We start from the raw sequence: 15,261 nt of genomic DNA, 5'->3' as shown, positions 1-15,261 counted from the left end.
CGAAGCTGCTATCTTCGGGCATGGGTTGCCGGAGGGAACAGCCAGCGGGTAAGAAGTGCCGCACGAGTGCCAGGGAAACAGACTTATGAAGTAGTTGAACTACAGGAGGAAAAAGAATTTCCCCGAATGACCCTAAGATTCATTGTCTGGAAGCATCACGAAAAGTCCAGTCCCAATTTAAGATTTTCATTTATTTTTCAAAGATCAAATTGGAAATTTTGAAGGCGGCCGCCAGTACCCTAGGGTACTGGAAATTAGCCCAACAACAACCTTCAAGAAATACTATACGAGGAGGAAGAACGGAGTATGAAATCACGCGTGGCCGGAACCAAAAGAGTTTTCATCGGTACCAAACTGCAATGGATTTCCATCGTGTTCGTGCTGCCCGCGCTGCTGTTGAACTTGATCTTTTATATTTATCCGCTCGTCCAGTCGCTGATCCTATCCTTCTATGATGTTCCCATGCTTGGGGATAAGATGTTTACCGGGCTGGAAAATTACAGGCAATTGTTTCAGGATGCAGCTTTTTGGAAGGCGCTGCGTTTCACTTTTCTATATATTCTCATCGTAACACCACCGCTTTTTTTGCTTGGTTTGGCGCTTGCTTTGTTAGTGAATGCCCGATTGCCGCTCATTACCTTTTTTCGCTCCGTTTACTTTTTGCCGGTCATCATTTCGATGGTTTCCTGCAGCCTTGTCTGGTTATGGGCTTACAACGATGTGTACGGCCTAGTCAATTATTATCTTATGGAGCTTCATCTGATCGACAAGCCTGTCGTATGGATGGCCGAAGCGGGAACCTCGTTGCCGGCGATTACGTTCATGGTCACCTGGAAAGTAGCCGGTTTTACGATGATTATTTTGCTGTCCGCGCTGCAGTCGATCCCGTCCGATATTTACGAAGCGTCCAAAATCGACGGAGCTAACCGCTGGAAAACGATTCTCTATATTACACTTCCTATATTAAAACCGGCCATCGTATTGGCTCTGGTGGTGTCGGTGATCGGTTCCGCGCTCGCTTTCGAACAATTCGTTATCATGACCCAGGGAGGGCCGTCCAACTCGACAACCACGATAGTCAATTTGATCTACGATACATCGTTCAAATATTACAAGTTCGGTTACGGATCTGCGATGACGATCGTCTTGCTGCTGATTCTTCTATTGCTCAGCGCGATTCAAGTGAAGGTTCTTTCCAGAAATTAAAAAGGGGGCGAACACATGAAAGGAATTACGGAAACTCTGCTCAGAAACAAAGCATGGTACTTGGTGAACTTCTTGTTGGCGGGTTTCTTTCTCGCTCCCCTGGTTTGGGCCGTGAGCACCTCGTTGAAGCCGTCCGGCGACATTGTCGCACTGCCTCCCCAATGGATTCCCAAGTCGTTCACCTTCGACCATTACAAAGCGATTTGGAAAACCGGCGAGAATATATTTGTCACCTACTTTTCCAACAGCGTGCTGCTCACCGCATCCACCGTTCTTGTCAATGTGCTGGTGAGCACCATGGCGGCTTACGGCCTGTCCAAACTGAAAGTGCCGTGCAGAAAGCTTCTGCTCGTGCTGATTCTTTCGACGATGATGGTGCCGTTCCAATCGCTGCTCATTCCGCTGCACTCGATTATGCAGGATTTCGGTCTGTTGAATACCCGCCTGGCTTTAATCATTATATACGTCACGTTCCATCTGCCTGTGGCTGTGTATATCATGATCAACTCATTTGACGCCATCCCGGACGCGCTGCGCGAATCGGCGCAAATCGACGGCGCGGGCGAGTTCGGCATTTTCATTCGCATCATGACGCCGATGGTATGGCCGGGCCTGACGACCGTCGCCATTTACAGCGCGTATACCACATGGAATGACTACATTGTGGCACTTGTGTTTACGTCCGGGGATCGGATGCGTACGCTTAACGTCGGACTGACCAACATGGCGCTCGGCATTTATGGAACGGAATGGGGGCTTTTGACGGCCGGCGCTGTCATAAGCTTTATTCCGATGATCGTCCTGTTCGTTTTCTTGCAGCGGTTCTTTATTAGCGGACTCACCAGCGGGTCGGTAAAATAACGCGAAAAATCGAGGCAATCCGCCACAAAAATGAAATATCCCTGGCCGCCAGGTCAGGGTTTGCCGCGCGAATCAATGGCACAAGTATACAATACGACGACGTCATTGCAAAGTTGCGCGTTCGTGCCGCATCAGCCCGCGTATTGTTTCCGCAATCGCCTGCTCATGCGGCGTCCATGCGATCGGACCGATAAGGCGCTCAGCCTTCTCGCCGCTCAGTATAAAAGGCTCTTCCGTCAAATAGAGCATCTCTACGACTTCTTTCATTACCGGATTGAACAGCCCGATGAGCGAGATCCCGGTACGCCCAAGCGGAATGACCGGTTTGCGTTTGCCGCTTGCCTGCTGCGCGATACGTACAATTTCACGACCCGAAATAACGCCGGGACCGGGGATATGCCAGTTTTGTCTGTAGGCATCGTCCCGCATGGCAATTTCCACAATCATGCGAGCCGCGTCAGGCAGGTAAACGTACTCGCGCGGGATGGTCATGTTCCCGATAAAGGCAGTCGGCTTGCCGGCCGCGATCGCCTCCATCGTTACGGAGAGGTAAGAAGCTTGCGCGGAGGGGCCGTAATAGTCCGGCAGACGTACAATGAGCGGTTCCGCCCTGCGCCAGCGCGGGCTGAAGACCAGCTCCTCATAGGCCAGCCGCACTTTTCCCTTGCGGGTATGGGGCTGCTTCGGATGGTCCTCGGTCGCCTTATCCGTCGTTCTTCTGCCGTACGGATAAATACCGTCCACGATGACAGCCTTCGCGCCCAACCGCTCGGCCGCTTCCATTACAGCTTCGCCGAGCGGCAGCAGCCGCGCCTCCATTTCATGATATGGGATATTCGCGCTGTGGAAGATGACATCCGCCTCGCCGGCAGCCTTCACGATTTGTTCCGGATTGAATGCGTCTCCCGTCTCCAGCCGCAGCGTCGACGGATGTCCAAGCTGCTGCGCCAGGCTTTCCAACTTGCCTGCCGATCGGCCAAATGCCACCGTTTCGATCCCCCTTTTGACCAATTCCGCCGTTAGGGGATTCCCTACTCCGCCCGTCGCTCCCAATACAATTGCCTTTTTCATAAAATCCATCTCCCTTATAGTTATTGATTGACCAATCACATTTCTTCAAAAAAATTTTTTATCTCTTTTTCATCAATTCCGGCATTTCCATCGCCATTGCTACGTTGCACAGCATTCCTCTTGCCAAAAAATCCGATGTTCTCGCAGCCGCATCGGCAATTCCGGCTTGCTCGAACGCATCCCGCACCAGCTGCTGAACCTGACTCATTCCATGGCGCATGGCGTTCCGAATGGGCGCATCCTGAATCGTCTGCGCCTGCATTTGAAGCAAAATTTCGCTGCGGTGCGAGGTCATAATTTCCTCGTATGCCCGGATGAAGCCCAGCTCCAATTGATCCGGCGACGACGAGTCGATCACCCGTTGAAACGCATGCAAAATTCGCTGCCACGATACCTCCAGCGTTTCCACCAGCAAAGACTCCTTCGTAAAAAATCGATATACGTATGGCTGCGAAATAGCCGCGCGCTCCGCTACTTGTGCAGTGGTCGCCCGATAATAGCCGATCTCCGCAAATACTTCTATGGCGGCAGATATGATGTCGGTACGACGGTTTGCAGAAGATACAGTTCCTTTAGGCATAGCTTGAACATTCTTCCTTTCCGCATACATTTATTATTGATTGACCAATCACTAATTGATACCATCTTATAACATCCGCACGCAAATTGCAACCTTTGTCTAATGGAAACGTTAATCTCCGAACATGAGGCCAATGAGCGGCCGGCCAGTCAAATAGAGCGTCTCATGTCTGTTAAAATGTAACAACCATGCAATCCCGGCGAATAACGGTACCGATGTCCGTTACGCCGCAGTTTCCAATCGAGCGGCATTGGCAGCGAAGGAGCTGGGCCGGCCGTTACACTGGCCGGCCAGCCTCTTCCTTCCCGGGGAGTCCGAGTCGACGCCCCCCTCCCTGCCGCAGCCCGGCCGTCACACCGGACGTACGGTCAACGTCCCCGCGGAATCGCCGGGCAGCCGAATGTCCAGCGTGCCGCCGCCGACAAGCGACGCCTCCGCGGGCTGCCCGTTCCAGGTCGCTCGGTATGTGCGCCCCTCCTGCATGCACACGAGCAGCGTATGTATGCGGTCCGCGCTCCCGAAATAGCGCAGATCGAGATCAAGCCCGGTACGATCCCCGTTAAATTGAACCTTCTCCAGCCAAACGTCGAAGCCGCCTGTGACGGTACCCGGCCGGTGATAGGCGGCGAACCAGTTCAGCACAGGTGCCGACAAGCCGCCAAAATGATGCCAGCCCGCCCCTCTGCCGGATTGTACGATAAAATGCTCATAGCAATTATAGGTTTCGCCGGTTTCGTGCCGCCACAGCTCCAACGCCGTGTTGGCGATCCGCCGGGCAGGCTCGCCGTACCCGAGGCTGAGCAGCATTTTCCAGTAAAACCATTGATGCGGCATCCATACGGCACCGTTCCAATACCCTTCCTTTTTGTAGTAGGCGGCGCTCTGGTCAACGGCTGTCAAGCCGATCGTACTCCACAGCCGGCTGCTGTCGGTCAAATGCCCGACCAGCCGGTTTTCCTGCTCCGGCGTGCATATTCCGGCCACCAGCGGGTAAGCGCCGTCCAGCCCCATATTGTAATTTTGTCCGCTTTCATGACGCAGCAGCCGCTCCGGACGGCCCTCGGCATCATGCAGCACATAGCCGTAATAACCGCTCTCCTCATCCCATGCATGTTCCTGCAGCGCCTTCGCGAATAACGCGATATCCCACTCGTATTCCGCCGTATCTTCCTCCAGCCCGCCGATCGCCGTCGCCGCCATGTTCAATATTTTCGCAATGCGGATGGCATGGGATGTGTTGGACGCCGGAGCCGCTATACCCGCCAACGAGCTGCGGTGAACTTCGACTTGAGGGGAATAATCGTCCCATCCGCCGGAATTATAAAAATAATCCCATGTCTTCAGCATCCCCGAGGAAAGCGTCCTTGTCGTCGAGCTCCCCAGCTTGCCTGCAAAAAATTGATAATATTGCCTAAGCCTCGGATAAAAATGCTCGAGCAGCTGCCTGGACTGCGTTTTATTCCAAATTTCGAGAAATAAATAATGCTGGACGGGCACCATGCTGCCGTGATGAATAAAGGCGGCATGCGGGTCCCCCGGTTCCGTCACGTAGGCGTTCAAGCATTCCACGGCCCGTTCGATATCGAGCTCGGCCAATCCGATTCCGATAAAGCCCGAATCCCACGTATACAAGCAGTCCCACCAGCGTCCCGGCGTGTTATGGCGAATATAGGACCGCTTGGTGTAGACCGGATACACGACATTGGTGGACAGTGTCGCCTCCATCAGCCGTTGGCCGAACCGGAACGGCTCGCCCGACGGGTTGACCGCCCCCGCGCGCGCTTCCGATTTCCGCTTAACGCCGGAGAAGATCGCCTCGCACTGATCCGCATCAGGCTGGAACGAAGCAAGCTGCCGTTCCACGTCTTGCCTCGTTCCGCTGCACACCATGCCGTGAATAAGCTTGCTTGCGCATGGAGCAAGCGGGATCGGCCGCAAATACACATTCGTAAAATGACCTTCCCCCGAGCCTTTAAACACCGAGCTGGTATGATGATGCACATTGTGGCGTAAAAAGCGGTCCAGCTCATCGCAATGGAATTCCCGTACCTCATAATCGTCAAAAGCCCACAGCAGGCCGTAATAGTGGCTGATTCCTTCATATTTCAGCAGTATGCTGTTCGGAACCGGTCCCTCGCTTATTTGCGGATGAGCGTCGGCCGGTTCCGGGACAAACCGCACCCGATCCGCCGCATCATACTCTGCAATTGCAAAGCCGTCAAGCTCGGCATAAGCCGGGCTTGCGGCGGAGCCGCTATCGCCGGCTTCCCCGGAGACAACAGCCTCTGCCGCCGTCAAAACAAGCTCATACCGCCCGGCCCGCAGCGCGCCTATGGATATGAGCGTATCGGACATGCCGCCGGTTCCGGCAAGCTCGACAGCGCTCTCGACGGCTCCGGTCAATTGCAGCCGCAGCCGCTGCCCCTCTTGCAGCCTGCAGCGAAGCAGCAGCGCCGCTTGCTCCATCGGTTCGGCAAGCTCGATTGTGTAGGAAGCCCGGTCGCCGGCTTCCCCGCCGAAACAAAGCGCGGAGCCGTTCACGAGTCCATGGCCTCTCCGCTCGCCGCGGAAAAAACCGTCGTACACCAGATTATCGTTCGGACGCGGCGTCCCGAACGACAAGGACGCGTAGTCGAGCGCGTCCGTCCATATCGCCCCGGCCGGCAGCTCCGGCCGAACCGTCTCAAGCCGCTCCCCATGCCCGCCTGCCTGGGGAAAGTGCAGCGAAGCCATCGCATGCAGCACGACGTTCTGCTCCGCCTCCGTCTTGTTCACAAGCTCGCAGCGGAGCAGCCTCGCGTCGCCGGCTCCGGGCATTTCCGCATAGGAAATGTCCGTATAGACGCGGTCTTTCCACTCCAGCTCATGCCGGTGCGTAAACCAGCTTAAATCGGGCGACGCTTCCCACGGATGATAGCCCGACTCCCACATCGTATTCGGCACGTCGACCTTCCTCCGGTAAAAGCCGGGAAATACGCTCAGATCGAAGCGCAGCCCTCTAGCCGCATCGGCGATATGCGAAATGCCGATATATTTTTTCGTATAGGGCCCCCATGCAGGGAGCTGCGGCAAATCATGCGTTCCTCTCAAATGTTCCATCGCGCTCAACACTCCTTTCGATAAGAAAAGCTTCTGATCGAAGTCCTTTCGATGAAGATACATTCGTGTTTTTGATGTAGCTTTTCTTGCAATATCAGAAATATTCAGCTCCGCTGAAAACATATAATTTCTGATATTATAAAGAACAAGGCATTGCCTAAGCAATGCCCCGCTCCTGGAAACTGTCGAAGCCATTTTTCAAGCCCTTTTCCCCACTGACAGTCTCCTCCAGCTCCGTTATTTATGCGTGCTTTTGTACCAGTCCGTCGCTTCCTTGATCACTTGATCGCCGCCGCGTTTCTTCCAATCGTCGACGAATTTATCGAACGCGTCCGGCGACTCCTTGCCGGTAATAATTTTCGCCGCAAGCTCCAGCCAGAGACCGTCTCTGCCCAGCTCCGGACGCGCCTGCAGCGTCGGCAGCGCAGGCATGCCCAGGCCGTCGTTTTTACGTCCCTCTTTGGCAGCCACGTCCATCGCCTTCATGACCAGGTCGCCGGAAGGGCGGTTTTTCATAAATTCCGCATCGCTCAAGTAGGAAGGTCCCACCATCCGCAGCCATGTCAGATGCATTTCTTCGCGGTAAATATCGTCCTGCTTCTCCGGATATTTGTATTTGATTTTACCGCCATCCAGCGTGTAATCGTCGCCTTCGATGCCGTAGGTGAGGAATTTCTGGGCTTCGTCCGAATAAAACCAATCCAAAAATTTAATCGCGTTTTCAGGATTTTTCGTCGTTTTCGGGATGACCCATACATTACCGCCAACGGTCGAGCCAATGCCGAAGCCGCCTTTGCCGTCAGGTCCTACCGGTGACGGGATGACTTCAATCTGCGATGTCGGCGTACCTGTCTTCACTTCGGCCGACCATTTATCTGCCATTCTCGGAGAATGCGTCCATAGGCCGACGACGCCCTGCGCTTTAATTTTCGCATCCCAGTCTTTCGCCTTTTGCACGAACACCTCATTGTCCAGCAGCTTTTGCTCATACAGCTTGCGGTAGACAGACAACGCTTCCTTCATATTCGGCCGGATGATGTTCGGAATGAGCTGCCCGTTCTCGAATTTCCAATCGGGGGGAAGCACGTCGTAAGCGCCGAAGAACGCTTCGGTAAACGCCAGCTTCTCCCGTCCGGAATACGGTATTTCGTCCGCCTTCCCGTTTCCGTTCGGGTCTTTGTCTTTAAACGCTTTCAACATATCGATGTATTCGTCCACCGTTTTAGGCGACTTGAGTCCGAGCTTATCCAGCCAATCCTTGCGGACCATCATGACGTTTCCGTTCGGCGTTGCGTTCACGTTCGGCACGCCGTAAATTTTGCCGTCCTTGCTGACGGAAGCGAAATCCCACGCTTCCTTCGGTATTTGCTTTTTCAAGTTGGGGCCGTATTTGTCGATCAAATCGTTCAGCGGGATCAACACGCCCGTATCGATGGCGGGAGCGACCTCAGGCTTATTGATGCCATGCGTTTGCAGCAGGTCGGGCAGCTCGCCCCCGGCAAACAGCAGCGTCAGCTTCTGATCGAACTCGCGATGCGGGATCAATTCCAGCGTCACGTCCGTTTTGGAAATATCGCGCAGCTTCTTCGTGTATTTGTCTTCGTTAATGTTCGGAGAGCCCTCGATGTATTGAAGTCCCTCCGTGCCGATGCCGACCTTCAGCTTGGCCGGTTTTGCATCGCCCTTGGCATTGGCGTCCGCCTGCCCCTGGGCCCCCTTCTCCGATGAGCAGCCTGCCAGAGCTCCTGCAGCCAAAGCCGCCGATAAAGCTAGCAATGTAATTTTTTTTCTCATATGACCCTTCTCCTTTATACTTGAAATGAGAAACTATGGATTAACCTTTGACCGATCCAAGCATGGCGCCTTTTATAAAATGTTTCTGGATCAGCGGGTACACCAACAAGATTGGGATGGTGGCGACCATAATGGTAGCCATCTTGATGCCTTCCATCGACTGCAGCGTCACGTTCACGCTCTGCATCAACGCTTCCGCATCGCTGTCAACGAGCAGCTGGCGAAGCTTGACCTGAAGCGGAAACAAGCCGGGATCGCGAATGAACATAATCGCATTGAAATACCCGTTCCAATGGCCGACTGCATAAAAAAGTCCGATAGTGCTCAGCGACGGAAGCGACAGCGGAAGCACGATGCTCCACCAGGTACGGTATTCGCCGCAGCCGTCGATCCGTGCCGCCTCTACAAGCCCTTCCGGTATTCCCCGGAAAAAGGAAATCATAATAATCAGATTGAAAGCGCTTATCGTCCCGGGAATAATGAGCGCCCATAGCGAGTTCAGCATGCCCAAAGCCTTGACCAGCAAATAACCCGGGATCAGAGGCACTTGAAAAATCATCGTAAACACGATCAGCATCAAGATGACGGAACGGCCCTTCAGCTCATTTTTGGACAAGCCGTATGCCATCAAGGAAGTAAACAGCAGGTTGAACAAGGTTCCCCCGACCGTCAAGACGACCGTTACGCCGAACGACTTCCAGATCGCCGCATTTTGTAAAACGGCTTCGTAATTGATCAGCGTCCATTCAACCGGCACAATGCTGACCATCCCCTTGGAAATGGCGCTGCCGCTGCTCAAAGAGCCTGCAAATATATGTAAAAACGGAAGCAGCATGGCCAGGCTGGTCATCGTAAGAAACAAGTAATTGCCATAAATAAAAGCACGCCGCGAAGCACTTTCCTTAATCAATCGGACATCCTCCCTTCTGCCGTCAATAGATCGATTCCCCGGTCGTTTTCTTGCTCAGCTGGTTTGCGCCGACGACCAATATAACCCCGACGACCGATTTGAACAAGCCGATAGCCGTCGTGTAGCTGTACTGTCCGCCCAACAGTCCGATCCGGTAAATGTACGTGTCGATAATTTCACCGGTGTCCGTTACAAGCGGATTCAACAGCATGTAGATTTGCTCAAAGCCGAGGTCGAGCACATTGCCGACCCGAAGCAGCAGCAGCACCATAATCGTCGGAAGCAGCGAAGGCAGCGTTATGCTGAAAGCCTGCTTCAGCTTGCCCGCCCCGTCCACTTCAGCCGCTTCGTAGAGCTCGGGGTTAATGCCCGCCAAGGCGGCCAAGTAAATGATCGTTCCCCAGCCCACCTCCTTCCATATGCCCGAAATGACGACGATCGACCTGAAATAGCTTGGCTCCTGCATAAAAAATACCGGCTCCTTGCCCAGCCATCTCAAAAAATCGTTCGCCATGCCCGAGCTCGGAGACAGGAAGTTGATAACAAGCCCGCCGACGATAACCCATGACAGGAAATGCGGAAGATAGAGGACGGTTTGCACCGTACGTTTGAACAGCAGTTTACGAACCTCGTTCATCAGCATCGCCAGTGCGATCGGGGCGGGGAAGCCCAATACGATCTGATAAATGCTGATCAGCAGCGTATTTTTCAACACGCGTAGAAATTCGGGATACGTAAACAGGTTGTAAAAATGTTTCAGCCCGACGAGCTTGCTGCCGAATATTCCGTTGAACACGTTGTAATCCTGGAACGCGATGACTATGCCGGTAAGCGGAATATATTTGAATAAAACAAAATAAATAAGACCCGGAAGCACCATCGTATAAATTTGCCAATGCTTCAACAAATAAGGCGTCCGTTTGGCTGCAGCCGGAGCGGAGACTGTGGGATTCGTTGCCGTCCTTTTAAGCTCCATTGTGTATCTCCTCCCTCAATAATGACTATTGTAATCGCTATCATTGTCGGCTTCCATGTGTTTTGCTGCAGTTTGTTGTGCTTTTTTGACCAAAAGAAAAAGCCGCCCGCAAGGATACGGCTTCGCCGTCCATTGAGAACGAGCGCGTTTGTCAAGGTTGTGCGAAGCAAAGTATAAAATCTTATACTACTTTCAACTCCGGGCGCACGTTCGTCCAGTCAAGCAAAGGGTATCCGTTTCTTACGGACCAAAGTTCCGGGTCGATCGCTATCGTCTCCTTTTTGCAAACGTACATCCTCGCAAGCTTTGCAGCGGAATGGCGGCGGCAGCTGCCATCAAAGCTGGCTGGCGCAGCTTATTGGGCGAATCTTTTTTTGTAATCGTTGGGCGATAGACCGCAATATTTTTTGAACGATTTGGAAAAATGCGGGTAGTCGCTGTAGCCTACGGCAAACGCGACCTCGTAGGTTTTACTGTCGGCTTCCTTCAGCAGCTCCTTGGCCTTCTCCATGCGCAGCTTGATCAAATAATCGATGAAGCTTAAGCCCAGCTCCTCCTTGAAGCATCTGCTGAAATAAGAATCCGACATCCCGGCTTCGTTCGCCGCCTGGGAGAGCGACAAATGTTCATTCGTGTAGCGGCTCTCGATAAATTGTACGGCCTTTTGAATGCCTTGAAACTGCCCCCAGTTGCGCATACCGCGAATTTGTCCGGAATAGACTGCGATAATGCTCCCGACCCGAAGCAGCAGCTCATCCGCAGACGCAGCTGTCGGCGTTAATAAAGGCTTCGGAAGCTCCTGCAATTTTCCGCCGCTTTGCGCGACAAGCTCCGCTTCCGCCAGCACAAGCGCATCTTCCAGCCGCTCGGTGCATTGCGACAGGTGCAATCCGCGGTGCAGCAGCTGCCGGGTGTAGCCGGTCAGCAACCGCAAAGCTTCCGGTTCGCTGACCGTCCACAAATGATCAGCGAGCAAGGCGGCGGTCTCCCGGCATTCCCGCAAAATTTGCCCCCGTTCCAGCCGGCTTCTCCCCTTGCGGTTCAGCCGGTCCGCCGATTTCGCCAACAGCTCCTCCAGTTGCTCTTGCCGGACCGGCTTCAGCACATAGTCCATAATCCCGTAACGCATCGCCTGTTGAGCATAGCCGAAATCGTCATAGCCGGATAAAATAATAATTTCCGTCTCCCGCTCCCGGGAGCGGATATGTCCGATCAGCTCCAGCCCATCCATAACCGGCATGCTGATATCCGTAATGATGAGGTCCGGCCTTAGCCGCTCCCAGAGCGACAACGCCTCGCTCCCGTCCTCCGCCTCGCCGCACACCCGAAACCCGTGCCCGCTTCCGTTGATCAGCTTCGTCAGGCTTCGCTTGATCATCACTTCATCATCGACAATTAAAGCGCTGTACATGATGGCTTCTCCTCCCCTTCCATATGCCAGGCGGACCATTTGAGCCGCATTTCGACGATGGTCCCCTTTGTATCGGACTTCACGATCCATAATCCGTAAGGCGGCCCGAAGCTGATTCTGATGCGCTGATGCACATTCCACAGGCCGATCGTATCGAAGCTGCCGCTGACGCCGATGTCGGACGGCCAACCGGCACCGCCAACACGGCCGGTGCTGCCGGCACTGCCAGCGAGGCCGTTGCGGCTTATACCGCCATTGCTGCCGGCCCCGCCTGCAGCAAATGCGGCGTTGTAGCGCTCCATCAGCCCGCGGTCCATCCCTTGGCCTCTGTCTTCGATACGCAGTATGTAATCCCCGCCCTCCACGTATCCGGAAATGCCGATATAGCTCGGTTTTTGTTTATACGACTGGTAGCCGTGCTTGAACGCATTCTCGACGATCGGCTGAATCATGAGCCGGACCGCCTGTATTTGCGGCAGCAGCGATTCATCGACGTCCACCTCAACCTGCAATGCCTGGAACCGCTCCTGCTGAATGCCCAAATACGTCCGGATATACCGGATTTCCTCCAGGAGTGTCACCGCCTGGCCCGGATGGCCGATGCTGTAGCGGAAAATATCGGCGAGCGAAGTCGCCATCCGGCTAATTGGCTTCACGTCTTCGATAATCGCGTACGAATTAATAATTTCAAGCGTATTGTAAAGAAAATGCGGATTAATCTGGGACTGCATCGCCTGAAGCGCGGATTCGCGCTGGCGGATCGCCATCTCCTGCTCCTTCATCCGGGACGTCTGCACCTCATCGAGCAGACGGCCGATTTCGCCGACCATCCGGTTAAAGCCCCGGTTTAAGGCGCCCAGCTCGTCATTTCTCCGCTCAGGCGCTTTGACGCTCAAATCCCCGTCTTCGGCCCGCCGCATCAACCGCTGCAAATGGAGCAGCGATTGCGTCAAATAAAGCGAAAATCCCCCGGTCAGCAGCAGCGCAAGACTGACTAGCAGCAGCCCGATCCATACGGTAATGTTCCGAAGACCGATCATGCCTTTGTTCAATTCCTGCAGCGATACTTCGGAGATGAGCGTCCAGCCCGTCTTTTCGGATTTCTCGTAAATAATAAGCCGGTTATCATCCTGGGCATTTTCCACAAAGTGGCCGCTTTGGCTTGCCGCCAGCCTGCGGTTGAGCTCGGGAGTCATTGCGTAGCTTCCCCATTTTTGCCGGTCGGGGTGGTACACAATATTCCCCTCCTCGTTCATGACCCAGACGTAGCCGGTTTCACCGAGCTTGATTTTTTCGCAAATTTTGATGATTTCATTGAGCCTGAGATAGACGATGAGCAGGCCGTTGGACTGGTAGGACACCGTGTCCAGAAATTTGCGGGCAATCGTCAGCACCGGGGTCGTCTCCAAATACTCGATGCCGACCACCCGGTAGTTGCGCTCGCCCAGCAGAGCGTCCTTGTACTGCTCATAGCTTTCCCTGCCGGCGATCGAGCTGTAGCTGGCGGTAGCGATGCCGTTTTTGGAAACGATGGATAATCCGTAAATATCGGGGCGCCCGAACGTAATGTTCGGAAACAGCTCTTCGGACATTTTTTTGTTCACCAGAAACCGGCCGTATTGATCCTCCGGGCTCAGCTTCATAAACGATTGAATTTGCGGGTGCGTCAGCAGCGGATATGTCAGCCGGTCGAGATCGGAGAAATAGCCGTCCAACTGGGAATTGATCTGCCCCATCAGCTGCTCGCTGTAATCGATTGCGTTTTTTTCGATGCTCTGCGATGCCTTTCCGTACCAAAGTGTGCCGAATAACAGAAGCGGAACGCATAAAAAGAACAAAATGAGCAGTACGAGCTTCGTTTTGATTGATAGCGCTTTCTTAAAAACCATATCCCCACCCGCCATTTTTTGAACTGAATTGTACTCTCTAAATTAGCATGAATTGCGGAAAGAGGGAATAGTCAGGCAAGAAAAAAGACAGCCCTTGTGCGGGCTGCCTTGCCGATTATATAATTTCAGGAATAAACAGGTACGGGCAAAAACTGCTCATGCAGCTTCTCCGCCCATGCATGATTGGCCTGGATCGTTCGGCCTGCATTATGCGGAGTATGAACGACATTATGCCGCCCCAGCAGCGGGTCGTCCAACGGCAGCGGCTCGACGTCGAACACATCCGCCGCAAGACTCAGCTCGTCGTTCAACACCCGTTCGCGCAAAGCTTCCATATCGCAAATTCCTGCTCTTGTTACGAGTACGACAAGACAGCCGGCAGGAAGCGACCGGATCAGCTTCGAATGGATGAGCCCTTTGGTAGTTTCGGTCAACGGCACCATCGGGACGAATATTTCCGCATCCTCCACAAGCCGCTCCAAATGCAGCTCCCGCCGCGAGCCTGCGCGATGAAAGCTCGGCTCGCTTGCGAACGGGTCCCAAGCCGCAACATCGGCACCGAGCATCCGGACAAAGCTTGCATACCGGCTGGCGATATTGCCGGCTCCGACGATTCGGATCCGTTTGCCTTGAACCGTACCATTCGTAAAATTCGGGTTGTCTCCGAATTGATGGCCCCGCAATCCCGGCTGCCCGATGCCGCCGGGCGGTTCGTATTCCCACACCTGCGGACTCGCGATCATTTCACGATGGGTTTGCGGGATTCGCCTCAAGCCGCACAGCGTCATTGCCAGCCCGAACTCCGATACGGATTGTCCCCAGAAGCCTTCCGTCGGATGGCTGTAGACGTTAACCTGCGCATGCTCCAGATAACTCCTCAGCTCAGCCGGGCAGGCAGCGCTGTACGCATTCGTTCCTATTACCGCCTCCTTCAAGCCGCTGAATGCGCGCAGCTCTTCCTCGCTCACCGGAACGGCTAAAGTAACGAGTCGCGTGACGCTTTCCGGTTGTGCGACGAGCTCGACGATGCTGCGGGTATCCCCCGGCTGAAGCCGAACAAATTGTACCGGACCCTGGCCCTTCCATAACGTATGCAAATGATCCGCTGACCAAGGCCATACGCGATCGAATTGAGAGTTCACTACGATAAGACTGCTCATTTTGTTTCCTCCTCGTATAGTATTTCTTGAAGGTTGTTGTTGGGCTAATTTCCAGTACCCTAGGGTACTGGCGGCCGCCTTCAAAATTTCCAATTTGATCTTTGAAAAATAAATGAAAATCTTAAATTGGGACTGGACTTTTCGTGATGCTTCCAGACAATGAATCTTAGGGTCATTCGGGGAAATTCTTTTTCCTCCTGTAGTTCAACTACTTCATAAGTCTGTTTCCCTGGCACTCGTGCGGCACTTCTTACCCGCTGGCTGTTCCCTCCGGCAACCCATGCCCGAAGATAGCAGCTTCGGG

12 protein-coding genes are annotated in these 15,261 nt (G+C 53.8%); 3 read left to right on the top strand and 9 right to left on the bottom strand.

Annotation, left to right across the window (positions count from 1 at the left end; all coding sequences use genetic code 11):
* The 3 genes from E1757_RS36325 to E1757_RS35295 form a co-directional block, all read left to right on the top strand.
* Positions 1-222 (top strand): hypothetical protein (locus E1757_RS36325; RefSeq protein ID WP_220446560.1); only part of this gene is annotated, 222 nt, incomplete at its 5' end.
* A gap of 84 nt (positions 223-306) precedes the next feature.
* Positions 307-1,206: a carbohydrate ABC transporter permease gene (locus tag E1757_RS35300; protein ID WP_133237117.1), complete on the top strand. Its 900-nt coding sequence runs from the start codon at positions 307-309 to the stop codon at positions 1,204-1,206.
* A 15-nt stretch (positions 1,207-1,221) separates the two neighbouring features.
* A complete protein-coding gene (locus E1757_RS35295; RefSeq protein WP_133237116.1) occupies positions 1,222-2,067 on the top strand; it encodes a carbohydrate ABC transporter permease in 846 nt (281 codons plus the stop codon).
* 102 nt (positions 2,068-2,169) lie between these two features.
* Here E1757_RS35295 and E1757_RS35290 read toward each other — a convergent pair whose 3' ends face one another.
* From E1757_RS35290 to E1757_RS35250, 9 genes are all read right to left on the bottom strand, one after another.
* Complete coding sequence (locus E1757_RS35290) at positions 2,170-3,138, bottom strand: NAD-dependent epimerase/dehydratase family protein (RefSeq protein WP_133237115.1); 969 nt, start codon at positions 3,136-3,138, stop codon at positions 2,170-2,172.
* A 58-nt stretch (positions 3,139-3,196) separates the two neighbouring features.
* Positions 3,197-3,718 carry a TetR/AcrR family transcriptional regulator gene (locus E1757_RS35285; RefSeq protein ID WP_133237114.1) on the bottom strand — a complete coding sequence of 174 codons (522 nt, stop codon included), beginning with the start codon at positions 3,716-3,718 and terminating at the stop codon, positions 3,197-3,199.
* A 351-nt stretch (positions 3,719-4,069) separates the two neighbouring features.
* Complete coding sequence (locus E1757_RS35280) at positions 4,070-6,817, bottom strand: MGH1-like glycoside hydrolase domain-containing protein (RefSeq protein ID WP_165972437.1); 2,748 nt, start codon at positions 6,815-6,817, stop codon at positions 4,070-4,072.
* 237 nt (positions 6,818-7,054) lie between these two features.
* Entirely contained in the window at positions 7,055-8,611 is a 1,557-nt protein-coding gene (locus E1757_RS35275; RefSeq protein ID WP_133237112.1) for an extracellular solute-binding protein, read from the bottom strand.
* 40 nt (positions 8,612-8,651) lie between these two features.
* A complete protein-coding gene (locus tag E1757_RS35270) occupies positions 8,652-9,521 on the bottom strand; it encodes a carbohydrate ABC transporter permease (RefSeq protein ID WP_246079737.1) in 870 nt (289 codons plus the stop codon).
* Between the two features lie 22 nt (positions 9,522-9,543).
* A complete protein-coding gene (locus E1757_RS35265; protein WP_246079736.1) occupies positions 9,544-10,497 on the bottom strand; it encodes an ABC transporter permease in 954 nt (317 codons plus the stop codon).
* Between the two features lie 355 nt (positions 10,498-10,852).
* Complete coding sequence (locus tag E1757_RS35260) at positions 10,853-11,908, bottom strand: response regulator transcription factor (protein ID WP_165972436.1); 1,056 nt, start codon at positions 11,906-11,908, stop codon at positions 10,853-10,855.
* Positions 11,893-13,797, bottom strand: a complete 1,905-nt coding sequence (locus E1757_RS35255) for a sensor histidine kinase (protein ID WP_165972435.1) — start codon at positions 13,795-13,797, stop codon at positions 11,893-11,895. Before E1757_RS35255 ends, E1757_RS35260 begins: the two co-directional genes overlap by 16 nt.
* 125 nt (positions 13,798-13,922) lie before the next feature.
* Entirely contained in the window at positions 13,923-14,957 is a 1,035-nt protein-coding gene (locus E1757_RS35250; RefSeq protein WP_133237109.1) for an NAD(P)-dependent oxidoreductase, read from the bottom strand.
* Positions 14,958-15,261 lie beyond the last annotated feature (304 nt).

Origin of the sequence: Paenibacillus piri (assembly GCF_004354045.1) — a bacterium.
GTDB classification, from domain to species: domain Bacteria; phylum Bacillota; class Bacilli; order Paenibacillales; family NBRC-103111; genus Paenibacillus_S; species Paenibacillus_S piri.
Note: the sequence above shows the minus strand (reverse complement) of the source record. Positions and strands in the feature narration are given on the sequence as shown.

Coding starts and splice junctions, on each gene's coding strand:
- E1757_RS35300 (WP_133237117.1), top strand. CDS start 307: ATGAAATCACGCGTGGCCGGAACCAAAAGAGTTTTCATCGGTACCAAA.
- E1757_RS35295 (WP_133237116.1), top strand. CDS start 1,222: ATGAAAGGAATTACGGAAACTCTGCTCAGAAACAAAGCATGGTACTTG.
- E1757_RS35290 (WP_133237115.1), bottom strand. CDS start 3,138: ATGAAAAAGGCAATTGTATTGGGAGCGACGGGCGGAGTAGGGAATCCC.
- E1757_RS35285 (WP_133237114.1), bottom strand. CDS start 3,718: ATGCCTAAAGGAACTGTATCTTCTGCAAACCGTCGTACCGACATCATA.
- E1757_RS35280 (WP_165972437.1), bottom strand. CDS start 6,817: ATGGAACATTTGAGAGGAACGCATGATTTGCCGCAGCTCCCTGCATGG.
- E1757_RS35275 (WP_133237112.1), bottom strand. CDS start 8,611: ATGAGAAAAAAAATTACATTGCTAGCTTTATCGGCGGCTTTGGCTGCA.
- E1757_RS35265 (WP_246079736.1), bottom strand. CDS start 10,497: ATGGAGCTTAAAAGGACGGCAACGAATCCCACAGTCTCCGCTCCGGCT.
- E1757_RS35260 (WP_165972436.1), bottom strand. CDS start 11,908: ATGTACAGCGCTTTAATTGTCGATGATGAAGTGATGATCAAGCGAAGC.
- E1757_RS35255 (WP_165972435.1), bottom strand. CDS start 13,797: ATGGTTTTTAAGAAAGCGCTATCAATCAAAACGAAGCTCGTACTGCTC.
- E1757_RS35250 (WP_133237109.1), bottom strand. CDS start 14,957: ATGAGCAGTCTTATCGTAGTGAACTCTCAATTCGATCGCGTATGGCCT.